We start from the raw sequence: 24,076 nt of genomic DNA on the forward strand, positions 1-24,076 counted from the left end.
CGGGGCGGTCGCCGTGGGAGGAAGGACGACGCGACGTGGCTTCGAGGGATTCGGATCCGGCCGACCGGTACGACGCCGGACCGAGGGATGCGGGTACCGCGTCCGCGGCGCCGGTCTCGAAAATCGTGGTGGCGCTCGCCGTCGTCATCCCCCTCGCGATGCTGGCGGTGGTGCTGGTGATGATGCGCGGCATCGGCGACGAGGCGGCCGAGGAGGCCGCGAGCGAGCCGGTGGCCGCCGTCGCCATCCCGGCCCCGGGCGCGGGGTCCGAGGAGTGCGTCGCCCTGATCGAACAGCTGCCGGAATCGCTCGGCGACGCCGCCCGGGTGGCGCTGGTCGAGCCGGCGCCCGAGGGAACGGCCGCGTACCGGATGCCGGACGCCGAGCCGGTCATCGTGCGGTGTGGGATGCCGGCCCCGCCGACGTTCACGGTCGGCGTCGCGCTGCAGGCGGTCAACGGCGTGCAGTGGTTCAACGAGCCCGATCCGGATCCGGCCGTCACGGCCTCCACCTGGGTAGCGGTCGACCGCCCGCAGTACGTGGCGGTGACCCTGCCCGAGGGCAGCGGCACCGGCCCGATCCAGGATCTGTCCGACGCCATCACCGCCGCGCTCGAGGAGGTCGAGCCGGACCCGGCCCCGGCGGGCTGACCCGCCCGAAGGCGCCCCGACGCCACTCGGCAGGGCCCCACCGCGCCCTGAGGTCAGCCGCGGGCGATCGCGGTGCGGATCAGGGTGTCGAGCAGGCTCTCGTAGTCGACCCCGGTCGCCGCCCACATCTGCGGGTACATCGAGATCGGGGTGAATCCCGGCATCGTGTTGACCTCGTTGATCACCGGTCCCTCGGCGGTGACGAAGAAGTCCACGCGGCTGAGGCCGCGGGCGTCGAGGGCGTGGAACGCCTCGACCGCCAGGGTCCGTAGCTGCTCGGTCTGCTCCGCCGGGAGGTCGGCGGGCAGATCGAAGGTCGTCACGTCGTCGAGGTACTTGGTGTCGAAGTCGTAGAAGGCGTCGCCCTCCGTCTCGCCCTCCACCCCGGTCGGTTCGCCGGGGATGTGCAGCTCGGCCGGCAGGCTCGCCTCGACCCGGCCGTCCGGGTACTCCAACACGCCGCACTCGATCTCGCGGCCGACGATCGCAGCCTCGACGATCACCTTCTCGTCGAAGCGGCGGGCCTCGGCGATCGCGGCGTCGAGGTCGGCCGCCCGAGAGACCTTGGTGATGCCGATGGACGAACCGCCGCGGGCCGGCTTGACGAAGAGCGGCAGCCCCAGACGGTCGCGGTCGGCGGGCGAGAGCGTCGCGGTGCCGGGCCGCAGGACGACCTGACGGCCGATCGGGAGCCCGGCCGCGCCCAGCACGACCTTGGTGAACTCCTTGTCCATCCCCGCGGCGCTGGCGAACACACCCGGCCCGACGTACGGGATGCCGGACAGCTCCAGCAGCCCCTGGATGGTCCCGTCCTCGGCGTGCGTGCCGTGCATGACCGGGAAGACCACGTCCACCCGGGCGATCTCCTGCCCGGCCCGGTCGCCGTCGGCGAACCGCAGCACGCCGCGGTCGTCGGTGGACAGTCCGAGGGCCACCCGCGGACGGCCGGCGTCGACCACGGGCATGATCCGGTCGGCGATGCGCAGGTCCGCCGTGTCGTCGGAGCCGAGGGTCCACGCCCCGGCTTCGGTGATGCCGACGGGGATCACCTCGTAGCGGGAGCGGTCGAGGTGACCCATGACGGCACCGGCGGACACGCAACTCACGGAGTGCTCGGAGCTGCGGCCGCCGTAGAGGACTGCGACGGTGATGCGATTCACCGGGCCGAGGCTACTCGGGCTTGGTGCTGCGTCTCATGAGGCGCACCGCCACCTCCACGGCGTCGCCGCCCTCGTGGCAGATCTCGTGGACGGCCTCGGTGAGCGGCATCTCGACCCCGGCCCGCCGGGCCAGCTCGCGGATCGAGGTGCACGACTTGACCCCTTCGGCGACCTGGCCGTTGGTCGCCCGCTGCGCCTGCTCGAGGGTCTCGCCGCGGCCCAGCCGTTCCCCGAAGGTCCGGTTGCGCGACAGCGGCGAGGTGCAGGTGGCCACGAGGTCGCCCAGCCCGGCCAGCCCGGCGAACGTCATCTGGTTGGCCCCCAGCGCCACCCCGAGCCGGGTGGTCTCGGCCAGCCCCCGCGTGACGAGGGTGGCCATGGTGTTGTCCCCCAGGCCCATCCCGGTGGCGATCCCGCACACCAACGCGATGACGTTCTTGGTGGCGCCGCCGATCTCGCATCCCACGACGTCGGTGTTGGTGTACGGCCGGAAGTACGGGGTGGAGAACGCGTCCTGGAGGCGGGCGGCCCGCTCCTCGTCCGAACACGCGATCACGGTGGCGGCGGGCTGCCCCTCGGCGATCTCGCGGGCGAGGTTCGGCCCGGACAGCGCGGCGATGTGGGACCCCGGGAGACCGAGGACCTCCGCGACGACCTCGCTGATGCGCATGAGGGAGCCGGTCTCGATGCCCTTGGCCAACGAGATGACGCCGGCGTCGGGTTCGAACGAGGGGACCCAGGTCTCGAGGTTGCCACGAAGGCTCTGCGAGGGCACGGCGAGCACGACCTCCTCGGCGCCCTCGAGGACCTCCGCGGGATCTGTGGAGGCGGACACGCTCGCGGGCAGCACGATGTCGGGCAGGTAGGTGGGGTTGCAGTGCGCGCCGTTGATGTCCGCCGCCACCTCCTCGCGACGGGCCCACATCACGACCTCGGACCCGGCATCGGCGAGCACCTTGCCGACCGCGGTCCCCCAGGACCCCGCTCCCATCACCGCGATCCGTGCCATCTTCGCCTCCCGGCCCTCGTCGTCCCTGCCCGCCGACCGCGGTGGTTCCCGGCAAACGCTACCCGGTGCGGGACGCCGGGGAGGCGCAGCTGGCAGGATGGCGGTCGATGAGCACAGCTGAGGGCGGCGCGACCGGCACTGACGGCTGGACGATCGTCGTCCCCGTCAAGGCGCTGGACCGCGCGAAGAGTCGCCTGGACCCGGTTCTGCCGTCAGCCGGGCGGAAGTCCCTGGTGTTGGCGATGGCCACGGACGTGCTGCGGGCGTGCCTCGCCACCCCCGGTGTCGGCCGGGTCCGTGTCGTCTCGGTCGCCGATCCGCTCGTCCGGGATCTGGCGGCCCGGGTCGGCGCGGAGTTCGTCCCGGAGCCGCCGCCGGCCCCCCGTCCCCACGTCGACCCCCTCAACTCCGCCCTGACGGCCGTGCTCGCCGACGTCCGCGGGCCGATCGGGGTCGTCGCCGCCGATCTGCCCGAGCTCCGCCCACATCACCTCGCGCGCATCCTCGCCTCCGCCGCGCGGCATCCCCATTCGACGGTCGCGGACCATCGCGGGGCGGGGACCACGATGTCGTTTTGGACGGGCGCGCCCGACTCCCGCGTGTGCCGGTTCGGCCCCGACTCCGCTGCCCGGTTCCGAGCGGGCGGCGCCGTGCCCGTCGGCGTGGCGGCCGATCTCGCCGCGGCCGGCCGGGACGTCGACATCCCGGCCGATCTCGCCACCCTCTCGTCCCGCGACGTCGGCGCCGCCACCGCCGGGGCACTGCGCGACCGCTCGACACGGCACGCCACACGCGCGGACGGGGTATCGGCCACAATGGTGCCGTGACCGTAGAACAGCACGCCCTCCAGGGACTGCCCCGACCTCGTGACCGCTATCTCAACCGTGAACTGAGCTGGCTCGACTTCAACGCACGGGTGCTCGCGCTGGCCGGCGAGAAGGGCCTCCCCTTACTCGAGCGGGCCAAGTTCCTCGCGATCTTCGCCTCCAACCTGGACGAGTTCTACATGGTGCGCGTCGCCGGCCTCAAGCGACGTGACAAGACGGGGCTGTCGGTCCGGTCCGCCGACGGTCAGACGCCCGCCGAGCAGCTCGGGCGGATCAGCCTACGCACGCGCGAGCTGTGCGACGAGCAGACCCGGTTGTTCCGCGACGAGATCCGTCCGGAGCTGGAGGCGAACGGCATCCGGATCCTCCCGTGGTCCGACCTCACCGCGGACGAGCGGTTCTCGCTGGCGGAGCTCTTCCGCAACTCGATCTTCCCGGTGCTCACCCCGCTGGCGGTGGACCCGGCGCACCCGTTCCCGTACATCTCGGGCCTGAGCCTCAACCTCGCGGTCATCATCCGTGACCTCGACTCGGGGCAGGAGCACTTCGCCCGGGTGAAGATCCCCCACAACGTTCCTCGCTTCGTACGGGTGGATCGCGGTGGTCCGGACGAGTACTCGTTCGTCCCCGCCGAGGACATCATCGCCGCGCACCTGGGCGAGTTGTTCCAGGGGATGGAGGTCGTCGAGCACCACGTCTTCCGGGTGACCCGCAACGCGGACATGGAGGTCGAGGAGGACCGCGACGAGGACCTGCTGCAGGCCCTCGAGCGTGAACTGGCGCGCCGCCGGTTCGGGTCGGCGGTGCGGCTGGAGATCGCGGAGGACACCACCCCGCGGATGCTGCGCATCCTGCAGCGGGAACTCGATGTCGACTCCGCCCACGTCATCCGGTTCTCCGGTCTCCTCGACCTCACCGGCCTGTGGCAGATCCACGGGTTGGACCTGCCCGACCTCAAGGACCCGCCCATGGTCCCGGCTACTCCCCCGGCCTTCGGGGAGCGGGAGACCGCCCGCAACATCTTCGCCTCCCTGCAAGAGTGCGACGTCCTCGTCGAGCACCCCTACGACTCGTTCGCCACGACCGTGCAGCGGTTCATCGAGCAGGCCGCCGCGGACGAGGACGTGCTGGCTATCAAGCAGACCCTCTACCGGACCTCCGGTGACTCCCCCATCGTCAACGCGCTCGTCGACGCCGCGGCGGCCGGCAAGCAGGTGGTCGCGCTGGTGGAGATCAAGGCCCGGTTCGACGAGCAGAACAACATCCGGTGGGCCCGCGAGCTCGAGCAGGCCGGCGTCCACGTCGTCTACGGCCTGCTCGGCCTCAAGACGCACTGCAAGACCTGCCTGGTGGTGCGCAAGGAGGGTGACCGGCTTCAGCGGTACGCACACATCGGCACCGGCAACTACAACCCGAAGACAGCGCGGCTGTACGAGGACGTGGGACTGTTCACTGCCGACGAGGAGGTCGTGTCGGACCTGACGGACCTGTTCAACCACCTCACCGGGTTCTCCAATGTGAGCAAGTACCGTCGTCTCCTGGTGGCGCCGGAGGGGATCCGCTCCGGCATCATCGAGCGGATCGACCGCGAGATCGCCCTGGCCGAGGAGGGCCACGATGCGGGCATCCGGCTCAAGGCCAACGCGTTGGTGGACGAGCAGGTGATCGACGCCCTGTACCGCGCCTCCCAGGCCGGCGTGCCGGTGGAGATCGTGGTGCGCGGCATCTGTTCGCTCCGCGCCGGGGTCCCGGGGCTGAGCGAGAACATCCACGTCCGGTCGATCCTCGGCCGCTTCCTCGAGCACTCGAGGATCCTGCACTTCCGTGGTGCGGACGAGGTGTTCATCGGCAGCGCGGACATGATGCACCGCAATCTCGACCGCCGGGTCGAGGTGATGGTCACCGTCTCCGACCGCCGCCTCAAGGAGCAGATCCACCGCATCTTCGACTCGGCGCTGGACCCGGCGACCCGCAGTTTCCATCTCCAACCGGACGCGACCTGGCGACGCATGCCGGCACCGGAGGACTGGGACGACTCGGTCGATCACCAGGAGCGCATGGCCTCCGAGCACGCGGGGTTCCGTAACCGATGAGCCCGAAGTCGGGGAGGTCCAGGGTCCGCGTAGTACCGGCCGCCGGAGCGGTCCTGTACCGGATGGACGGCGACTCGCCGCTGTGTGCGGTCGTCCACCGGCCGCGCTACGACGACTGGTCGCTGCCCAAGGGCAAGGTCGATGCCGGCGAAGCACTGCCGGTCACCGCCGTGCGCGAGATCGAGGAGGAGACGGGCTTCACCGCCGAGTTGCGCTCCCGGATCGGAACGACCGCCTACCCCCTCAAGGAGAACACCCGTAAAGAGGTCACCTACTGGTCGGCGCTGGCCACCAGCGGCGACTTCGAACCCAACTCCGAGGTCGACGAGATCCGCTGGGTTCCCCTGGACGAGGCCAAGCGGCTCGTCTCCTACCCGCTCGACCGCAAGATCCTCACCCGTTTCGACGACGCGCCCCGCGCCCGGTCGATCCTGCTGCTCGTGCGGCACGCCAAGGCGGGGCGCCGGAGCGAGTGGAGCGGTGACGACGACCTGAGGCCGCTGGAGAAGGACGGCCGGGCGCAGGCCGAGATGTTGGCGCCGATGCTGAGTGCGTTCGGCGTCACCCGTCTCCACAGCGCGCCGCGGGTCCGGTGCGAGCAGACGCTCGCACCACTGGCCGATGAACTCGGGGAGTCGGTCGCGACCGAGCCGGCCCTGAGCGACGAGGCCTACCTCGACGACCCCGCCGCGGCCGTGTCACGGCTGACCCGGATCGCCGCCGGTGACGGGATCGCCGCGGTGTCCTCGCAGGGCACCGCCATCCCCGGGATGGTCTGCGATCTGGCCGGGCCGGCAGGCCTCGACGTGGGCGACGCGTCCACGAAGAAGGCCGGCGTGTGGGTGCTGGGGTTAGACGGCGGGGCGGTGGTCCACGCCGACTACTACCCGAGCCCCCTACCGCTGTTCTGAGGCGCGGGCGGCCCTGCGGCCGGGCGGGTCAGCTGACCTTGTCGCGGAGTCCGACCCCGTTGGCGTGCAGGCCGCCGAACGACTGGTGCGAGCTCGACCGCTTGGCGGCGAGTCGCCCCTCGGGCAGCGTCTCGGTGCCCTGGATGACGGATTTGAAGTACTGGCCAGGCCGGAACACCGGCGAGTAGGTCGGCGGGACCGGGATCGACTCGCCCGTGTGGGGGTTGCGCGCCACGCGGGCCGCACGTGCCCTCTTCTCGAAGATGCCGAAACCCATGATCGTGATGGATTCCCCGGACGCCACCGCCCGCACGATGATGTCGAGGGTGTTCTCCAGCGCCTCGGTGGCGAGCTGCTGGTCTCCGCCCATCCGGTCCGCCAGTTCGGCGATCAGGTCGGCTTTGTTCACGTGAGGATCCCCCTTCGGGTGAGTATGCGCCCGCGGCTTTCGCAACCACACGGAATGAATATAAGCATACTCACACAGCCAGGCCAGACGGGGGACAATACGAAGGTGACTCCGTGAACTCTCTACGCGCGTCGATCAGCGGGGGGTGGTGACCGGTTTGAACGCCGGCCGCCGGCTCTCGAACGCCTCGATATCGTCGGCGCGCCGCAGCGTGAGGCCGATGTCGTCGAGACCCTCCATGAGCCGCCAGCGTGTGTAGTCGTCGATGTCGAACGGTACGGTGACATCGCCCGCGGTGATCGTACGGGTGACCAGATCCACGGTGAGCTCGACACCCGGTCGCTCGTCCATCACTTTCCACAGGAGCTCGACGTTCTCCTGTTCGACCCGGGCGGCCACGAGGCCGGACTTACCCGAGTTGCCTCGGAAGATGTCGGCGAAGCGCGACGAGACGACCACGCGGAAGCCGAAGTCCATGAGGGCCCACACCGCGTGCTCCCGCGACGAGCCCGTCCCGAAGTCCGGTCCGGCGACCAGGACGGAGGCACGGTCGTACGGCGCGCGGTTGAGGACGAAGTCCGGCTCGTTCGCCCGCCAGGAGGAGAACAGGCCGTCCTCGAAGCCCGTGCGCGTGACGCGCTTGAGGTACTCGGCGGGGATGATCTGGTCGGTGTCCACGTTGGAGCGGCGCAGCGGGGCGCCGATGCCGGTGTGGGTGGTGATCGGCTCCATGGGTTGTCAGGCCCCCTTCTCGGGCTCGAGATCGACGGGTGAGGCGAGGTGCCCGAGCACCGCGGTCGCCGCGGCGACCGACGGGCTGACCAGGTGGGTGCGCGCCCCCTTGCCCTGGCGCCCCTCGAAGTTGCGGTTGGAGGTGGACGCGCACCGCTGGCCGGGCAGCAGCGAGTCGGGGTTCATGCCCAGGCACATGGAGCAGCCCGGCTGGCGCCACTCGGCGCCGAACTCGGTGAACACCCGGTCCAGGCCCTCTTGCTCGGCCTGCTGGCGCACGCGCATGGAACCCGGCACGACGAGCATCCGCACACCGTCGGCGATCCTCTGCCCGTCGATGACCTCGGCGACGGTGCGCAGATCCTCGATACGGCCGTTGGTGCACGACCCGACGAACACGACGTCGACGGGCACCTCGCGCATGGGGGTGCCGGCCCGCAGGTCCATGTACTCCAGGGCGCTCTCGGCGGCGATACGCGCGCTCTCGTCGGTGAACGACTCCGGGTGCGGCACGGACGCGCCCAGCGGGACACCCTGACCCGGGTTGGTGCCCCAGGTGACGAACGGGGTGAGCGCCGAGCCGTCGATCACGACCTCGGCGTCGAAGACCGCGTCGTCGTCGGTGCGCAGGCTGTCCCAGTACCGCACTGCCTCGTCCCACTCGTCGCCCCTGGGCGCGTGCGGACGGCCGCGGAGGTAGTCGTAGGTGGTCTGGTCGGGCGCGATCATGCCCGCCCGCGCGCCGGCCTCGATGCTCATGTTGCAGACGGTCATCCGGGCCTCCATCGAGAGTTTCTCGATGGCCTCGCCGCGGTACTCGATGATGTAGCCCTGCCCCCCGCCGGTACCGATCTGGGCGATGACGGCGAGGATGAGGTCCTTGCCCGTCACCCCGGGCTGCAGCTCGCCGGTGACGGTCACGGCCATCGTCTTGAACGGGCGCAGGCTGAGCGTCTGGGTGGCCATGACGTGCTCGACCTCGGAGGTGCCGATACCCATGGCGATGGACCCGAACGCCCCGTGGGTGGACGTGTGGGAGTCGCCGCACACCACCGTCATGCCCGGCTGCGTCAGGCCCAGCTGGGGGCCCACGACGTGGACGATCCCCTGGTCGAGGTCGCCCATCGGGTACAGGCGGACCCCGAACTCCTCGCAGTTGCGGCGCAGGGTCTCGATCTGGACGCGCGAGGTCTGGTCCGCGATGAGGTTGACGGCGCCGCCGACGATGTCGGTCGGCACGTTGTGGTCCTCGGTGGCCAGGGTGAGGTCCGGACGGCGGAGCTGACGGCCGGCCAGGCGGAGTCCGTCGAAAGCCTGGGGGCTGGTGACCTCGTGGATGAGGTGGAGGTCGATGAAGATGAGGTCGGGCCCCCGGGACTCGCCCTCACCCTCTCCGCTGACCACCACGTGGTCGTCCCAGACCTTCTCGGCCAGGGTCCGCGGTCGCGTTCCGCCGGTCACGGTCTCAGTCATCACGCCTCCAGTCCACGTCCCGGATGAGCCTTGGATGGATTCTCACCATGTAGGACGATATAGTCGAACTGTGAGACAGTATAGCGGGATCGGGGTCCTCGACAAAGCCATGACGGTGCTGCACGCGGTGGCCGAACAGCCCTGCGTCCTGGCCGACCTCTGCGAGCGGACGGGACTGCCGCGCGCCACCGCGCACCGCCTCGCGGTGGGCCTGGAGATCCATCAACTGCTGTCCCGCGACGACGCCGGGGTGTGGAGCCTCGGGCCCGGCCTGGCCAAGCTCGCGGCCCACGTCTCCGACTCTCTCGCCGACGCCGCATCCTCGGTTCTGCCGCGGCTGCGTGAGATCACCGAGGAGAGCGTTCAGGTCTACCGCCGGGACGGCGACCGCCGCATCTGCGTGGCCTCGGCCGAGCCGCCGACCGGCCTGCGCGACACGGTGCCCGTCGGCGCGGTTCTGCCCATGAACCGTGGTTCGGGGGCCAAGGTTCTCGCCGCGTGGGCCGACCCGGCCACGCAGCGCACCCTGCTGACCGACGCCACGTACACCGATCGCCAGCTGACGGAGGTCCGCCGGCGTGGCTGGGCGCAGTCCGTCGCCGAGCGGGAGGCGGGCGTGGCCTCGATATCCGCGCCCATCCGGGACTCGACGGGCACCGTGGTCGCGGCGATCTCGGTCTCCGGGCCGGTGGACCGCATCGGCCGACGGCCGGGCGCGAAGTGGGCCGCCGACCTGCTCGCCGCGGCGGACGCGATCCACAAGCGGCTGTAGGGCGGCCTACCGGCACGCGGCCGACCTCAGGCGGGCCGTCGCCCGCGAACGAGCCTGTCCAGTACCCACGGCAGGCTCGTGGCACTGGGCTGGCGCACGGCTGCCACGAGGTCGTCGTCGCGGGGGTCGACCCGCGCCACCTGGACTCCCGGACGCCGCAGCTCGCGGTACGGCCGGGGCTCGGCCCGCGCGTCCACCTCGAATCCCAGGGCGCGGATCTCCGCGCCGAGCGGCGAGTCCGCCGCGAGGGTGGCGACGGGGGTGTCGGGTCGGGCGCCGGTTCCCACGACGACGGCGAGGGCCTCGACCCCGAGACGCCGCTGACCCCGGGCCCACACGTCGAGCGCCTCCTCGGCGGTGGCGATCGGCGGTCCGGGGTCGCGGTGGAGGGCGTCGGCCACGAGGCCGAGGTGGTCCCGCCAGCCCGGTCGCCCCCGAGGGTCGACGATCACGGTCGCCAGGCGCTCGTACCCACGTAGCTGGTCGCCGGTGACGTCCGCGGCGGCCAGGACGAAGGCGTCGACACCGAACGGCAGCAGGGACCGCAGACTGGGCAGCCCCGGGCCGTCCCATTCCGGGCGCGGCGGGGCCGGCCGCCCACGCCACGGCCGCGGTCCCGTGCCGTCGACCGCCCACGCGGCCTCCGGCTCGAGGTCGAGCGCGTGCAGGACGTCGAGATCGGCCGAGGAGAGCGCGATGAGACGACGCGGCGGCGCGTCCGGCGTGGGTGTCCTGACCGGTTCCGGCGGGGCGAGCGGGTCGGTCGGCGGAGCGGACGGACTCGTCGTCGCCCCCTTCTCCGCGCCGCACGCACCCAGGGCGGTGAGGGACAGCCCGGCCCCGACGGCGAGGCGGAACAGGTCACGGCGCGAGGTCACGTGGTGATCTTCGCACGCGCTCGAAATGCAGGACGTCCCGGCTCGTCAGTGACGAACCGGGACGTTCTGCCTGGTACCCCCGATGGGATTCGAACCCACGCTACCGCCGTGAGAGGGCGGCGTCCTAGGCCGCTAGACGACGGGGGCCTTGCTCGCTGCTCCATCACAGTAGCCGACACGTGGACGCGGAACCAAATCGGCGGAACCACGTCGTGGCGCACAACAAACTTCACCCGGTGCAAAGATGCACTCGGTATACTTATTCCGTTAGGATTCCTCCGTGAGCTCTCCCCCCGACACCTCCCTGCGGACACACGACGTGCCCCCTCGTGCGGACGCCCCGCGTGACGACTCTCTGCGCGACCGGAAGCGCCGCGCGACCCTCCTCGCCATCGAGGACGTCGCCACCGCGCTGGTCCTCGAGCACGGGTATGACGCGGTGACGGTCGACCAGATCTGCGCGGCCGCCGAGGTCTCCAAACGCACGTTCTTCAACTACGTCGCCTCCAAGGAGGCCGCGGTCATCGGCGCCACCCCACAGGACGTCCCCGAGGCCGAGCGCGAGGAGTTCCTCGACCGGGTCGATCCAGACGTCCCCCGCGCGCTGATGCGGGTCTTCCTCGCAGGCTTCGCCGCCGCCCGCATCGCGGACAGGGAGCAGACAGCCATGCTCGTCCAACGCCGGCGTGACATCTTCCGGGCCGAGCCGCAGCTCGGTGCTGCGCGGATGACCGCCTCGTACCGGTTCCAGATCGAGCTCGTGGACCTCGTGTCCCGCCACCTCGACCGGCATCCGCGGCTGCGCCGACTGCCCGGGGTGAGCGCCGAGGCCGAGGCACGCGCGTGCGTCGCGCTCGTCGCCGCCTCGGGGAACCTCGGCATGGCCACCTGGCTGAACCGCGACTCCGCCTCCTTCGACGACCTCCACGCCGACTGCGCCACAGCCCTGCGCCAGCTCGCCGTGCTCGTCGGCGAGCCCTCCTCCACCGCCATCACCACCGACGGGATCCCGCATGAGTGAGACTGACATCCGCACCACCGCGGCTCCGCCCGGTGCCGAGCGCCCCCTTACCCCGGCGCCGACGCCGCACAACGTCCCGCTGGTGTTCACTTCGCTGCTGCTGGGGATGCTCATCGTGTCCCTGGGGCAGATGATCTTCGCCACCGCGCTGCCCACGATCGTCGCCGACCTCGGCGGCGTCGACCGCATGAGCTGGGTCATCACCGTCTACCTGCTCACCATGACGATCGGCCTGCCCGTGTACGGCAAGCTCGGGGACCAGATCGGCCGCAAGCCGCTGTTCGTCGCCGCCATCCTGCTGTTCTCGGCCGGTTCGCTACTCGGCGCTCTCGCCTCGAACATCGACCTGCTCATCGCCGCCCGTGCCGTCCAGGGTCTCGGCGGCGGCGGCCTCATGGTCCTGTCCCAGGCCATCGTCGCCGACGTCGTCCCCGCCCGACAGCGCGGACGGTACATGGGCGTCATGGGCGCCGTCTTCGGGCTGTCGTCCGTCCTCGGCCCGCTCCTCGGCGGATTCTTCACCGAGGGGCCCGGCTGGCGGTGGGCGCTGTGGTTCAACCTCCCGGTGTGCCTGATCGCCCTCGTCGTGGCCGTCGTCTGGCTGCGCCTGCCCAACCGCGGGAGCGGACGCCGCACCGACTGGCCCGGCACGGTGCTCATGGCCATCGGCACCACCGCACTCATCCTTCTCTCGTCGTGGGGCGGCAACCGCTACGACTGGACCGACCCGGTCATCCTCGGCATGGGCGCGCTGTTCCTCGTGTGCGCCGTGGCCTTCGTCCGGGTAGAGCGTCGTTCCCCTCACCCGCTGATCCCGATGACGCTGTTCGCCGAGCGCAACTTCTCGGTCTCGACCGCCGCCGGGCTCCTGATCGGCGTAGCGATGTTCGGGTGCATGGCCTACCTGCCCACGTACATCCAGATGGTCCACGGTCTCGGCCCCACCGCGGCCGGCCTCATGATGATCCCCATGATGATCGGCATGATGGGCACGTCCATCGTCGTCGGCAACATCGTCAGCCGAACCGGCCGCTACAAGTGGTACCCCGTCGTCGGCACTCTCATCATGGCCGTCGGGCTCTGGTTCATCGGCTCGCTGCGGGCCGGTGACACCCTTGTCCACCTGGGCGTGGTTCTCTTCGTGTTCGGTTTCGGGCTCGGCCTGTGCATGCAGCTGCTCGTGCTGATCGTCCAGAACGCGTTCCCCATCACCATGGTCGGCACCGCGACCGCGTCCAACAACTTCTTCCGCCAGATCGGCGGCACGATGGGTTCGGCCATCGTCGGTTCGCTGTTCGTCAGTCGGCTCGCCGATCTCATGAGCGAGCGCATCCCCGCCGCGGCGGCCCAGCTCGGACCCGAGGGCGCCCGGGTCGCCGAGACCTTCGCCCACGGGGCGGGTGCAAACTCCATGAGCCCGGAGATCCTGGCCGGGCTGCCGGGTCCCCTGCACGACGCGATCGTCGGGGCGTACAACGACGCCCTGGTGCCGATCTACCACATCGTCGTCCCGCTCATCCTCGTCGCGACCGTGCTGCTGCTGTTCGTCCGCGAGGACACCCTCAAGGAGACGGTCGACTGACCGTCCACGAGGCGCGCCCATCGGTGCGCCCTTCGGCCGCGGTCCGCCGCCCTCACCCCCTCACCCCCGTGCCCGCGCTCACCGCGCGCCGGCGCGGGGGTGAGGAGTCCGACACGGGATCCGTACGCACGACACACGGCCCCGTCACGCGGCGTCACTAGCGTCCGACGAGTGACCACGCCTCACCTCACCGCTCCCGACCACACCGCCTCCCACCAGACCGTGCTGCGGTTCCTGGCCGCCCCGACCGACGTCGGGACGGGTACCCAGGTCCATACCGGCCGCATCCTCGAGTGGATCGACAAGGCCGCCTACGCGCTGGCCGCGGGATGGTCGGGTGGGTACGCCGTCACGGCCTACGTCGGCAACGTCCGTTTCTCCCGCCCGATCGCCTCCGGGGACCTCGTGGAGGTGTCCGCCCGGCTCGTGCACACGGGCACCTCCTCCATGCACATCCAGTGCGACGTCCGCGCCTGCGATCCCGCACGCCCCGGGTACCGGCACTGCGCCGAGTGCCTGGTCGTCTTCATCGCCGTCCGCGACGGCGCGCCCACCCCGGTCCCCGCCTGGCGGCCCGCCTCGAGCCTGGAGATCCACGAGTCCGACGAGGCGGTCATGCGCATCGGGCTGCGCAAGGACATCGAGCGCGCGATGGCGCAGCAGGTCTACTCCGAGGCCGGCACCGCCCCGCGATCGACGCTGCGCCTGCTCGCCGCCCCCTCGGACGTCAACTGGGGAGGCAACGCCCACGGTGGACGGATCATGGCGTGGATCGACGACGCGGCGAACCTGTGCGCGGCCCAGTGGTCGGGTACCCCGTGCACCTCGGTGTACGCGGGCGGGGTGCGCTTCTACCATCCGGTACGGATCGGGGACGTGGTGGAGGTGGAGGCCCGCCTGCTGCACACCGGCCACGAGACCATGCACGTCTCCGTGCACGTGCGCTCCGGGGCGGCCACCTCGTCCGCCCGCACGCTCAGCACGCACTGCCTCACCGTCTGCGCCGCCCTGGGCGCGGACGGGCGCCCCACCCCGGTCGCACGGTGGTCCCCCGTGTCCGCCGAGGACCACGCCCTGGACGCCCACGCACGCGACCTCGTCCGGCTGCGGGCGCGGGGACGGTCCTCGAGGCGGGCGCCCGCCTCGAGCTGAGCGATGCCGCCCGAAATGCGGAAGACGCCCGGAGCGATGTGCTCCGGGCGTCGTCACGGTGTACCCCCGATGGGATTCGAACCCACGCTACCGCCGTGAGAGGGCGGCGTCCTAGGCCGCTAGACGACGGGGGCTAGGACACGGATCCACAGGGGATCCGCTGTGAGCACTCGCGTGGAGCACTCCGCTGGCCTACCAGGACTCGAACCTAGAACGGCTGAACCAGAATCAGCTGTGTTGCCAATTACACCATAGGCCACTATTTTCACTTCTCCGCCGCTCTTCAGCGACCTCGAAGAGACTACCAAACCTCTGTGGGTGAATAGCAAATCGCCTGGTCAGTGGCCTCGTTTCTCCGACGGCTGGATTCGGCCACGCCCGTCATCCGTCGACGGGCGCGGCCGCTCTCATCAGCCGGCGACCGGTGCCGAGCGGAGACGGGACAGCGTCGCCTCACGGCCGAGCAGCTCGATGGACTCGAACAGCGGGGGCGAGATGTGCGAACCCGTCACCGCCACCCGGACCGGGCCGTAGGCCTTGCGCGGCTTGATGCCCAGGCCGTCCACTAGGGCCCCGGACAGCGCGGCCTCGATGGCGGGCGTCGTCCACTTCTCGAGAGAGCCGAGGGCGGCGATCGCCGCGTCGACGACCTCACGCGACCCGGGCTTGAGGTTCTTGGCCGCGGACTGCGGGTCCACCGTGAACTCCGACTCGTCCACCAGCAGGAAGCGGATCAGCTTCCAGGCGTCCGACAGAACCACGATGCGGGTCTGTAGCAACTCCGCCACGACCGCCCACCGTTGCTGGTCGAAGTCCTCCGGCAGCGTCAGTCCGTCCTGGGCCGGGTGGGCGACGAGGTACTCGCGCAGACGCCGTGCGAACTCGTCGGTCGGCAGCTGCCGGATGTGCTCGGCGTTGATCGCGTCGGCCTTCTTCTGGTCGAAGCGGGCCGGGTTCGCGTTGACCTGCCGGACGTCGAAGGCGTCGACCATCTCCTGGAGTGAGAACACGTCGCGGTCCTCTGACAGGCCCCACCCGAGCAGCGCCAGGTAATTGAGCAGGCCCTCGGGCAGCATGCCTCGGTCCCGGTGCAGGAAGAGGTCCGACTCGGGGTCGCGTTTCGAGAGCTTCTTGTTGCCCTCACCCATGACGAACGGCAGGTGACCGAACTCGGGCACACCGTCGGCCACGCCGATGCGCTCGAGGGCGCGGTACAGGGCGATCTGCCGCGGGGTGGAGCTGAGCAGGTCCTCGCCGCGCAGGACGTGCGTGATCTTCATGAGGGCGTCGTCGACGGGGTTGACCAGCGTGTAGAGCGGGATCCCGTTGGCGCGGGTGAGCGCGAAGTCGGGGACCGTGCCGGCCTTGAAGGTCGTCTCGCCGCGGACGAGGTCGTTCCAGGACAGGTCCTCCTCCGGCATCCGCAGGCGGATCACCGCTCCGCGACCCTCGTCGCGGAAGGCCTGCTTCTGCTCCTCGGTGAGGTCGCGGTCGTACCCGTCGTAGCCGAGCTTGGGGTCGCGTCCGGCCGCCCGGTGCCGGGCCTCTACCTCCTCGGGGGTGGAGAAGGACTCGTAGGCCTCCCCCGCATCGATGAGCCGGCGCACCACGTCGATGTGCAGCTCACGCCGCTCCGACTGGCGGTACGGCGCGTACGGACCGCCGACCTCGGGCCCCTCGTCCCAGTCCAATCCGAGCCACCGCAGCGCGTCGAGGATCGCCTGGTAGGACTCCTCGGAGTCGCGCGCGGCGTCGGTGTCCTCGATCCGGAAGACGAACGTCCCACCCATGTGCCGGGCGTGCGCCCAGTTGAACAGTGCCGTCCGCACGAGCCCCACGTGGGGTGTGCCGGTTGGCGACGGACAGAAGCGGACGCGGACATCGGAGGCTGTCATGAGGCCCATCCTAGAGACGGTCCCGGCTCGCACCCCCGTCGAGGACCGGCCTAGGATCAGCGGGTACCCGTGGCAGGCGCCTGCAGGACGGCGCCCCACGGACCGAACCGAGTCGAGGGAGGCGAGCCGTGGCGTCAGGGCTCCACCCCGACGTCGGACGACCAGTCACAGCCCCGGACTTCCTGCTCTCGCGGCCGACCGGCTCGCTGCGCACGCAGGGCGCCCTCGCCGCGTTCACCGATCCCGCCGACGCCGCACTGGCCCTTCGTTCGGGCTCCTGCGGACTCGTGGTGGGTGCGATCGGTTTCGAGCCGGACGCACCGGCCGCGCTCGTGGAGCCCGACGTCGTGGTGCGCACCGACGGCCCGCTCGAGCCGCCTGCGTATTTCCGCGCGATGCGGACCCGCGCCCACATCGCCGAGGAGATGCCCACGGCGGCAGAGCACCGGGCGCGTGTCGCGACCGCGATCGCGGGCGTGCGCGCCGGTGAATTCGACAAGGTGGTGTTGGCCCGCGCGGTGCGACTGGCGGCGGACGAGCCGATCGATCCCCACGCGGTGTGCGCCGCCCTCATCGACTCGAGCCCCTCGGCCGACGGGTATCTCGTCGACCTCTCCCCCGCCGGCGGTCGCTACTCGGGCCGCGTCCTGGTGGGTTCCAGTCCCGAATTGCTCGTCCGTCGCCGGGGTGACCTGGTGGAGTGCCACCCGTTGGCCGGATCCGCGCCCCGTTCCGCTGACCCCGCCGCCGACCAGGCCGCGGGCCGCGCGCTGCGGGCCTCCGGGAAGGATGCCTCCGAGCACGCCTTCGTCGTGGACTCGCTGGCTCGGTCACTCGGGCCGGTGTGCACCGACCTGGAGATCCCCGAGCACCCTTCGTTGACGTCGACCCGGGAGATGTGGCACCTCGGGACCCGGATCCGGGGGCGCATCGCCGACCCCAGGACCACCGCTCTGGACCTGGCCCTGGCCGTCCACCCCACCCCCGCGGTGTGCGGGACGCCGACGGACGCGGCCCGCCGCCTCATCGCGGGGATCGAGGGCGACCGGGGGTTCTACGCAGGTGCGGTCGGGTGGTCCGACTCCGGCGGTGACGGCGACTGGATGGTCACCATCCGGTGCGTCGAGATCGACGCGGACCGCGCCGGGGCCGTCGCCTGGGCCGGGGGCGGGCTCGTCTCCGACTCCCAGCCCGACGACGAGGTAGCGGAGACCGGGGCCAAGCTGCGGACAGTCCTGCGGGCGGTCGGCGCCGCGTAGGCCACCGGAGGCCGGGCCCGCCCCGGCGCAGCCTAGGCCGCCGGGGTGGAGCCCGGCGGCACGCGGGTGGGCTACCTGTCGACGACCGGGTTGGTCAGCGCACCGATGCCCTCGATCTCCACGGTGACGCGGTCACCGGGCAGCATCGCCCCGACGCCTGCCGGGGTGCCGGTGAGGATGACGTCCCCGGGCAACAGGGTCATGACCCGGCTGACGTACTCGATGATCTCGCCCACGGTGTGCATGAACTGTGAAGTGTTGCCGTCCTGGCGCAGCTCGCTGGTCCCGTCCTCGTGCGTGAGGGTGGTGCGGACGTCGAGTCCGTTGGGGTCGAGGTCGGTGACGATCCACGGACCGAGCGGGCAGAAGGTGTCGTAGCCCTTGCCCCGCGTCCACTGTCCGTCGGAGAGCTGCTGGTCGCGCGCGGTGACGTCGTTCGCGCAGGTGTAGCCAAGGATGACCTCGTGCGCGCGGGCGGCGGCGACGTCGCGGCACGGCTGCCCGATCACGACGGCGAGCTCGCCCTCGTGGTCGACCCGCTCGGAGCTCGGCGGGTACGCGATGGCCGCCTCGGGGCCGACGACCGAGGTGTTGGGCTTGAGGAAGATCAACGGCTCGGCGGGCGCCGGCGATCCCATCTCCTCGGCGTGGTCAGCATAGTTCTTGCCGACGCACACGATCTTCGACGCCAGGATGGGCGCGAGGAGACGCACGTCGGCCAGCGGCCACTCCCGGCCGGTGAACTCGGGGGTACCGAACGGGTGCTCGGAGATCTCGGCACAGGTCAGCGAGGAGGGGTCGGCGATGTCCCCACGGACCTCGACGAAGGCGAACCCCTGCGGATGGGCGATACGGGCGAGACGCATACCGCGATCCTAGGGCGTACGGAGGTCACGTAGGACGCGTGCCCCACGGTCGCGGAGCTCGGCCACCTGTGCGAGGTACAGCTCAGCGCAGGCGAGCGCGTCGACGGCCGCGTCGTGCGCGCGGTACCGGGGAAGCCCGTAGCGTCCCCGGGCACCCCACAGGCGCAGCTCGTCGGGCGAGGGATCCGCCGTGAACCCCATGTCGATCCCTCCGCCGGAAATCCGTCGCTGCAGCTCGAGCGTGTCGACGGCCTCCAGCGGCGGGCACACGCCGTACACGCGCTTACACAGCGCGCCGAGGAAGTCCACCTCGATCATGCTGTAGTGCGCCAGCAGGACACGTCCGGTCAGGGCGGCGAGCACCCGGTCGAGCACCTCTGCGATCGCGTCCCCGTGCGCCACGTCGTCGTCTGTGAGGCCGTGCACGGTAGCGCTCTGGCCCACCCCGCCGTCGTCCCCCGGCCGGTCGTCCGGCCGCAGCAGCATCGACCCGGCCCCGCCCAGCACGATCCGGTCCCCGTCGACCGGCACGAATCCTACCGACACGACGCGGTCCCGCCGCGGGTCGAGGCCCGTCGTCTCCACGTCCACGGCCAACAACCGAACCTCGTCCAGCGGTGTGGCGGCGCCCGGCGGCGGTGTCCGCAAGAAGGTGCCTAGCGGGCCGTCGGGCACCCGGCGCGCCGCGCGCCGCCGACGGGCGGCCGTCGTCAGTCTGCCCAGTCCCGTCACATCTGCCCGACCCGGTACTGGATGGCCAACGCGGACTGCGCGGCCGCGATGATGCGGAACGCCGCCCGCAAGCGGTGCCGGTCCATCGTGCCGAGGATCGACGGGTCGACGTGGTTGTCCAACTCGATCCCGTCGGCGATCTGGCGCGCATGGTGCCGGTAGGCCAGACCCCTGAGGAATCGGATCGCGCCGGACAGGTTCTCGGCATCCGTCCGGGCGATCACCCCTGCGGCCGCCGCGGCCTCGAGTCGGCCCAGCGTGGAGACCTCCGGCAGCCCCGCCGACAGCGCGTGCAGCCGGGCGATCTGGACGACGGGCGCGATGCCGCCCGCCTTGATGTCCAGCGTGTTGCGGTACTCCCCCCGGCGCGCGACCACGAGTCCCCGGAAGAACCCGAGAGGCGGTTGCCACTCGCAGGCGATCCGGGCCAGGTGGGCGAGGAACCGTCGGCTCCCCCGGGGCCTGGAGAGCATCTCGCGGCGGACCCGGTCCACCAGTCGCCCGGACCCGTGGACGGCGCGGATGTCGAAGAACACCTGGCTGTGCAAGACGGCGTCGGGGTCGGGCGCGCCCACCCAGTCCCGCACCCGTCGTTCCCAGTCGGACGCGGTGCGCCGCCACTGCGGGTTGCTCGCCATCACGTCGCCCGGGCACCGCGGGAAGCCCGCCCGGTCCAGGCCGTCGCAGACCCGGTCGGCGAGTGCGGCGAAGTAGTCGTGGGCGCCCGCGACCGAGTCGGCGGCGTCGTCGAGGATCAGGGCGTTGTCCTGGTCGCTGGACGCACCGAGTTCGCCGCGGGCCTGCGAGCCGAGACCGACCCAACAGTAGGCGGCGGGCGGCGGTCCGAGGTCGGCCTCGGCCAGGCCGAGCAGTCTCCGGGTGGCGGCGTCGGCGGTGGCGGTGATGACGCGCCCGATGTCCTGGGGTGCGGTCCCGCGCCGCACGAATTCACCGATCAGCGGCAGGAGCCGCTCCGCCAGCCGGGCGACCGTGTCGGCGTCCGGGGCGCGGGAGATCCGCGCGGCCAGGTAGACGGGGTCGGCCTGGGCGAGCCGGAGCAGGTCGCCCGTGGTGACCATCCCCATCGGCGCCCCGTCCTGGCACACCGGTAGATGGTGGACCCCGCGCTCCATCTGAAGCAGCGTGGCGTCGAACGCCCGGGTGCGGGCGTCCACCGTCACCGGGTCGCGGGTCATGATGGTCGACACCGGAGCCTCGGGGTCCCCGCCGGCGGCGACGACCTTCGTGCGGAGATCGCGGTCGGTGAAGATTCCCACCACACGCCCGGCCTCGACCACCGCGAGCGCCGACACCCGCTCGACCGTCATGAGCTGTGCGGCCTTCCGGATGGGGGTGTCGGGCCCCACGGTGACGGCGTCCCGCGTGAGTAGCTCCCCCACCGGCGTGCCGAGGGCGTCCCCTCCGGCCGCGGCGGCGCGGGCGGATGCCAGATCCTGGCGGATCCGGTCGTTACGCGCGCCGAAGAAGGCGCGCAAGGCGGGATGCCCGGCGGCCAGCTCGTCGAACACCTCGCGGGACATCTCGAGGAGCAGGGTGTCCGCCGTGGCCACCATGAGGTAGCGCGACAGGCGGGACTCGGTGAGGGTCGAGTAGCCGAAACAGTCGCCCTCGTCGCGCGCGTCCAGCAGGGTGCCGTCGGGATCGCACACCTCGACGGCGCCGGTCCGGATGATGTGAAGGTAGTCGTTCGGCGTCCCCGGTTCGATGATCACCGAGCCGCGGCGATGGTAGCGCTGGGACAGCAGGGCGGGAAGTCGGTCGAGTTGCTCCGACGGGAGACCGTCGAACGGCGCACAGCGTGCGAGGAAGTCGCGCACCTCGGCCAGTTCCACGTCCACGCCTCTACTGTGGACGCTGGCGGCCCGCGGTGTGATCGCTTCACGCGATTCACACCCGCGGGCCGAGGGGTGGGACGGTCCGGCGAGCCGACGCCGGGGAGAAAGCCGGGCCTAGGAGCTGACCGCGGCGACGATCCGGTCCCCCACCTCGGAGGTGACGACGGGTGCGTCGCCGCGCGAGCCGAGGTCCGCCTCGACGGCGGCCTCGACGCGCGCGGCCTCGTCCTCCTTGCCGAGGTGGCGCAGGAGTAGGGCCACCGACAGGATGGCCGCGGTCGGGTCGGCCGTGCCCTCGCCGGCGATGTCCGGAGCCGAACCGTGGACGGGCTCGAACATCGACGGGTTGGTGCCGGAGGCGTCGATGTTGCCGGACGCCGCGGTGCCGATCCCGCCGGTGACGGCCGCGGCGAGGTCGGTGATGATGTCGCCGAAGAGGTTGTCGGTGACGATCACGTCGAAGCGCGCGGGGTCGGTGACCAGGTAGATGGTCGCGGCGTCGATGTGGCAGTAGTCCACCTCGACACCCGGGAACTCGGGCGCGACCTCGTCGACCGTCCGCTGCCACAGGCCACCGGCGTTGACCAGCACGTTGGTCTTGTGGACCAGCGTGAGCTTGCCGCGGCGGACCTGCGCGCGGGCGAACGCGTCGCGGACGACGCGCTCCACGCCGAAGCGGGTGTTGACCGACGTCTCGGTCCCGATCTCCTGCGGGGTGCCGACGCGGATCGCGCCACCGTTGCCGGTGTAGAGGCCCTCGGTGCCCTCGCGCACCACAACGAAGTCGATCTCGCCGGGGTTCTTCAACGGGGTGGCCGAGCCGGGGAACAGCCGTGAGGGCCGGAGGTTGACGTGGTGGTCGAGCGCGAACCGCAGCGGGAGCAGCATGCCGCGTTCGAGCACACCGGCCGGCACGGAGCGCGGGTCGCCGATGGCGCCCAGCAGGATTGCGTCGTGTTCCTTGAGGCTGGCGATGTCGGCATCGGTGAGGGTTTCGCCGTTGCGCAGGTAGCGGCGGGCCCCTAGGTCGTACTCGGTCGTGCAGATGTCGGGCACCAGCGCGTGGAGGACCTTGAGCGCCTCTGCGGTGACCTCGACGCCGATGCCGTCGCCGGGGATGACTGCGAGCTTCATGACGGTGAGGGTTCCTTTGCTGCTCGTCAGTCGAGGTTGATCTGGGTGGCGGTGGCGCCGAGGTCGGAGACGATCCGGTCGATCGTCGGCTCGGCGACCGCACGGTCCACTCGAAGGATAAGCGACGCGCCCTCCCCGGTGGCGTCCTGGCTCAGCGCGGCGGCCTGGATGTCGATGCCCTCGCCGCCGAGAATCGAGCCCACCTTGCCGAGCACGCCCGGGCGGTCGGAGTAGTGGACGAAGAGGTTCTGACCCTGCGCGCGCAGATCGAAGCCTCGCTCGTTGATCCGGACGATCTTCTGGACCTGGTCCAGGCCCGAGAGCGTCCCGGTGACCTTCCCGGTGGAACCGTCGGCGGCGACGGCCGTGACGGTGACGGTGCTGCGGTAGGACTTGGACTCACTGCGGGTCTCGACCGAGTGGGTGACGCCGCGCTGCTCGGCCATCTGGCCGACGTTGACGAACGTGGCCGGCTCGTCGGTGATGGCGGAGAACAGGCCGCGCAGGGCGGCCAGGCCGAGGACGTCGACCTGCTCTGCGGCGAGCTCGCCGGCGACCTCGACGTTGACGGTCGTGGGCACGCCCGGGCACAGGTGGCCGGCGATGAGGCCGATCTTGCGGACGAGGTCCAGCCAGGGGGCGACCTCGTCGCCGACCGGGCCGCCGGAGACGTTGACGGCGTCGGGGACGAACTCGCCGCGGAGCGCGAGCAGGACGCTCCGCGCGACGTCGGTGCCGGCGCGGTCCTGGGCCTCTGCGGTCGAAGCCCCCAGGTGCGGGGTGACGACGGTGTTCTCGAGCTCGAACAGTGGCGAGTCGGTGCAGGGCTCGGTGTCGAACACGTCGAGCGCGGCGGCGCGGACCTTGCCGGACTTCAGGGCGTCGACGAGGGCGTCCTCCACGATGAGGCCGCCGCGGGCGGCGTTGACGATCACGACGCCGTCCTTGGCGCGGGCGAGACGCGCGGCGTCGAACAGACCGGCGGTCTCCTTGGTCTTGGGCAGGTGCATCGTGATGATGTCTGACCGGGAGACCAACTCGTCGATGTCCACGAGTTCGATGCCCAGCTGCGCCGCGCGGGCGGCCGGCAGGTACGGATCGTAGGCGATGATGTGGGTCTCGAACGCCGCCAGCCGCTGCGCCACGAGCTGCCCGATGCGGCCCAGGCCCACGACTCCGACGGTCTTGCCGAGCAGCTCGACTCCGTTGAAGGAACTGCGCTTCCAGGTGTGCTCACGCAGCGTGGCGTCGGCGGCGGGGATCTGGCGGCAGGCGGACATGAGCAGCGCGACGGCGTGCTCGGCGGCCGAGTGGATGTTGGAGGTGGGCGCGTTGACCACCATGACGCCGCGCTCGGTGGCGGCGGGGATCTCGACGTTGTCCAGGCCCACACCGGCACGGCCGATGATCTTGAGGTTAGGGGCCGCGGCGAGCACCTCGGCGTCGACCGTCGTCGCAGAGCGCACGAGCAGGGCGTCGGCGTCGGCGACGGCCTCGAGGAGCTTCGGACGATCCGGGCCGTCCACCCAGCGGACCTCCACGGCGTCGCCGAGCGCGTCGACGGTCGACTGGGCGAGCTTGTCGGCGATGAGGACGACGGGACGTCCGGATGCTGTCACAGTGGGATCTCCTCGGTGTCAAAACGGGCAGGGCCAGTCTAGGCCA

21 protein-coding genes and 3 tRNA genes are annotated in these 24,076 nt (G+C 71.2%); 9 read left to right on the top strand and 15 right to left on the bottom strand.

All coding sequences use genetic code 11. The annotated features are described in order from the left end of the window. Positions 1-35: 35 nt before the first annotated feature. The gene (locus tag C3V38_RS15170; protein WP_106386206.1) at positions 36-650 is read left to right on the top strand and encodes a DUF3515 domain-containing protein; all 615 of its coding nucleotides are present in this window, start codon (positions 36-38) and stop codon (positions 648-650) included. Between the two features lie 53 nt (positions 651-703). Here C3V38_RS15170 and C3V38_RS15175 read toward each other — a convergent pair whose 3' ends face one another. After that, entirely contained in the window at positions 704-1,810 is a 1,107-nt protein-coding gene (locus C3V38_RS15175) for a D-alanine--D-alanine ligase family protein (protein ID WP_007633230.1), read from the bottom strand. A 10-nt stretch (positions 1,811-1,820) separates the two neighbouring features. Then, the gene (locus C3V38_RS15180) at positions 1,821-2,819 is read right to left on the bottom strand and encodes an NAD(P)H-dependent glycerol-3-phosphate dehydrogenase (RefSeq protein WP_106386207.1); all 999 of its coding nucleotides are present in this window, start codon (positions 2,817-2,819) and stop codon (positions 1,821-1,823) included. Between the two features lie 107 nt (positions 2,820-2,926). Here C3V38_RS15180 and cofC point away from each other — a divergent pair, with 107 nt between their 5' ends. The 3 genes from cofC to C3V38_RS15195 are packed head-to-tail and all read left to right on the top strand — an operon-like array spanning position 2,927 to position 6,650. Continuing rightward, a complete protein-coding gene (gene cofC, locus C3V38_RS15185; protein WP_106386208.1) occupies positions 2,927-3,646 on the top strand; it encodes a 2-phospho-L-lactate guanylyltransferase in 720 nt (239 codons plus the stop codon). Continuing rightward, positions 3,643-5,739, top strand: a complete 2,097-nt coding sequence (locus C3V38_RS15190; RefSeq protein WP_106386209.1) for an RNA degradosome polyphosphate kinase — start codon at positions 3,643-3,645, stop codon at positions 5,737-5,739. The genes cofC and C3V38_RS15190 overlap by 4 nt, the downstream gene beginning before the upstream one ends. Further along, positions 5,736-6,650: an NUDIX hydrolase gene (locus C3V38_RS15195; RefSeq protein WP_106386210.1), complete on the top strand. Its 915-nt coding sequence runs from the start codon at positions 5,736-5,738 to the stop codon at positions 6,648-6,650. Before C3V38_RS15190 ends, C3V38_RS15195 begins: the two co-directional genes overlap by 4 nt. Before the next feature lie 28 nt (positions 6,651-6,678). Here C3V38_RS15195 and C3V38_RS15200 read toward each other — a convergent pair whose 3' ends face one another. The 3 genes from C3V38_RS15200 to leuC all read right to left on the bottom strand — a co-directional run bounded on the left by C3V38_RS15200 (position 6,679) and on the right by leuC (position 9,264). Then, positions 6,679-7,059: an HU family DNA-binding protein gene (locus tag C3V38_RS15200; RefSeq protein ID WP_106386211.1), complete on the bottom strand. Its 381-nt coding sequence runs from the start codon at positions 7,057-7,059 to the stop codon at positions 6,679-6,681. A gap of 135 nt (positions 7,060-7,194) precedes the next feature. Next, a complete protein-coding gene (gene leuD / locus C3V38_RS15205) occupies positions 7,195-7,791 on the bottom strand; it encodes a 3-isopropylmalate dehydratase small subunit (protein WP_106386212.1) in 597 nt (198 codons plus the stop codon). Positions 7,792-7,797: 6 nt separating this feature from the next. Further along, complete coding sequence (gene leuC / locus C3V38_RS15210; RefSeq protein WP_106386213.1) at positions 7,798-9,264, bottom strand: 3-isopropylmalate dehydratase large subunit; 1,467 nt, start codon at positions 9,262-9,264, stop codon at positions 7,798-7,800. 70 nt (positions 9,265-9,334) lie between these two features. Here leuC and C3V38_RS15215 point away from each other — a divergent pair, with 70 nt between their 5' ends. Beyond that, positions 9,335-10,036 carry an IclR family transcriptional regulator gene (locus C3V38_RS15215; RefSeq protein WP_106386214.1) on the top strand — a complete coding sequence of 234 codons (702 nt, stop codon included), beginning with the start codon at positions 9,335-9,337 and terminating at the stop codon, positions 10,034-10,036. A 26-nt stretch (positions 10,037-10,062) separates the two neighbouring features. On the opposite strand, the gene C3V38_RS15220 is transcribed toward C3V38_RS15215, so the two are convergent. Next, positions 10,063-10,914 (bottom strand): ABC transporter substrate-binding protein, encoded by an 852-nt coding sequence (locus C3V38_RS15220; RefSeq protein WP_106386215.1) that lies wholly within the window; start codon positions 10,912-10,914, stop codon positions 10,063-10,065. 71 nt (positions 10,915-10,985) lie between these two features. After that, a tRNA-Glu gene (locus tag C3V38_RS15225) sits at positions 10,986-11,061 on the bottom strand. Between the two features lie 133 nt (positions 11,062-11,194). Here C3V38_RS15225 and C3V38_RS15230 point away from each other — a divergent pair. From C3V38_RS15230 to C3V38_RS15240, 3 genes are all read left to right on the top strand, one after another. Beyond that, a complete protein-coding gene (locus C3V38_RS15230) occupies positions 11,195-11,935 on the top strand; it encodes a TetR/AcrR family transcriptional regulator (RefSeq protein ID WP_106386216.1) in 741 nt (246 codons plus the stop codon). After that, positions 11,928-13,517, top strand: a complete 1,590-nt coding sequence (locus C3V38_RS15235; RefSeq protein WP_106386217.1) for an MDR family MFS transporter — start codon at positions 11,928-11,930, stop codon at positions 13,515-13,517. The genes C3V38_RS15230 and C3V38_RS15235 overlap by 8 nt, the downstream gene beginning before the upstream one ends. Before the next feature lie 171 nt (positions 13,518-13,688). After that, positions 13,689-14,669 (top strand): acyl-CoA thioesterase, encoded by a 981-nt coding sequence (locus tag C3V38_RS15240; protein ID WP_083961655.1) that lies wholly within the window; start codon positions 13,689-13,691, stop codon positions 14,667-14,669. Between the two features lie 61 nt (positions 14,670-14,730). Here the strand turns inward: C3V38_RS15240 and C3V38_RS15245 are convergent. The 3 genes from C3V38_RS15245 to gltX form a co-directional block, all read right to left on the bottom strand. Continuing rightward, a tRNA-Glu gene (locus C3V38_RS15245) sits at positions 14,731-14,803 on the bottom strand. 53 nt (positions 14,804-14,856) lie between these two features. Then, positions 14,857-14,928 (bottom strand) — tRNA-Gln (locus C3V38_RS15250). Positions 14,929-15,079: 151 nt separating this feature from the next. Further along, the gene (gene gltX, locus C3V38_RS15255) at positions 15,080-16,564 is read right to left on the bottom strand and encodes a glutamate--tRNA ligase (protein WP_106386218.1); all 1,485 of its coding nucleotides are present in this window, start codon (positions 16,562-16,564) and stop codon (positions 15,080-15,082) included. Positions 16,565-16,692: 128 nt separating this feature from the next. Here gltX and C3V38_RS15260 point away from each other — a divergent pair, with 128 nt between their 5' ends. After that, complete coding sequence (locus tag C3V38_RS15260) at positions 16,693-17,823, top strand: isochorismate synthase MenF (protein WP_106386219.1); 1,131 nt, start codon at positions 16,693-16,695, stop codon at positions 17,821-17,823. A gap of 71 nt (positions 17,824-17,894) precedes the next feature. Here C3V38_RS15260 and C3V38_RS15265 read toward each other — a convergent pair whose 3' ends face one another. From C3V38_RS15265 to serA, 5 genes are all read right to left on the bottom strand, one after another. Continuing rightward, the gene (locus tag C3V38_RS15265) at positions 17,895-18,689 is read right to left on the bottom strand and encodes a fumarylacetoacetate hydrolase family protein (RefSeq protein ID WP_061229712.1); all 795 of its coding nucleotides are present in this window, start codon (positions 18,687-18,689) and stop codon (positions 17,895-17,897) included. 9 nt (positions 18,690-18,698) lie between these two features. Further along, complete coding sequence (locus C3V38_RS15270) at positions 18,699-19,337, bottom strand: exonuclease domain-containing protein (RefSeq protein ID WP_368664642.1); 639 nt, start codon at positions 19,335-19,337, stop codon at positions 18,699-18,701. An 80-nt stretch (positions 19,338-19,417) separates the two neighbouring features. Beyond that, positions 19,418-21,280: a DUF294 nucleotidyltransferase-like domain-containing protein gene (locus C3V38_RS15275; RefSeq protein ID WP_106386220.1), complete on the bottom strand. Its 1,863-nt coding sequence runs from the start codon at positions 21,278-21,280 to the stop codon at positions 19,418-19,420. Between the two features lie 111 nt (positions 21,281-21,391). Beyond that, positions 21,392-22,411, bottom strand: coding sequence for a 3-isopropylmalate dehydrogenase (locus tag C3V38_RS15280; RefSeq protein WP_106386221.1), 1,020 nt, complete (start codon positions 22,409-22,411; stop codon positions 21,392-21,394). 26 nt (positions 22,412-22,437) lie between these two features. Next, entirely contained in the window at positions 22,438-24,030 is a 1,593-nt protein-coding gene (gene serA / locus C3V38_RS15285) for a phosphoglycerate dehydrogenase (RefSeq protein ID WP_106386222.1), read from the bottom strand. Positions 24,031-24,076: the final 46 nt, after the last annotated feature.

The sequence above is a fragment of the Dietzia sp. oral taxon 368 genome (assembly GCF_002999155.1).
Lineage (GTDB): Bacteria > Actinomycetota > Actinomycetes > Mycobacteriales > Mycobacteriaceae > Dietzia > Dietzia cinnamea.

Bases quoted from the DNA above. Each gene is read 5' to 3' on its own strand.
- C3V38_RS15180 (WP_106386207.1), bottom strand. From the start codon at position 2,819: ATGGCACGGATCGCGGTGATGGGAGCGGGGTCCTGGGGGACCGCGGTC.
- cofC (WP_106386208.1), top strand. From the start codon at position 2,927: ATGAGCACAGCTGAGGGCGGCGCGACCGGCACTGACGGCTGGACGATC.
- C3V38_RS15195 (WP_106386210.1), top strand. From the start codon at position 5,736: ATGAGCCCGAAGTCGGGGAGGTCCAGGGTCCGCGTAGTACCGGCCGCC.
- leuD (WP_106386212.1), bottom strand. From the start codon at position 7,791: ATGGAGCCGATCACCACCCACACCGGCATCGGCGCCCCGCTGCGCCGC.
- leuC (WP_106386213.1), bottom strand. From the start codon at position 9,264: ATGACTGAGACCGTGACCGGCGGAACGCGACCGCGGACCCTGGCCGAG.
- C3V38_RS15235 (WP_106386217.1), top strand. From the start codon at position 11,928: ATGAGTGAGACTGACATCCGCACCACCGCGGCTCCGCCCGGTGCCGAG.
- gltX (WP_106386218.1), bottom strand. From the start codon at position 16,564: ATGACAGCCTCCGATGTCCGCGTCCGCTTCTGTCCGTCGCCAACCGGC.
- C3V38_RS15265 (WP_061229712.1), bottom strand. From the start codon at position 18,689: ATGCGTCTCGCCCGTATCGCCCATCCGCAGGGGTTCGCCTTCGTCGAG.
- C3V38_RS15280 (WP_106386221.1), bottom strand. From the start codon at position 22,411: ATGAAGCTCGCAGTCATCCCCGGCGACGGCATCGGCGTCGAGGTCACC.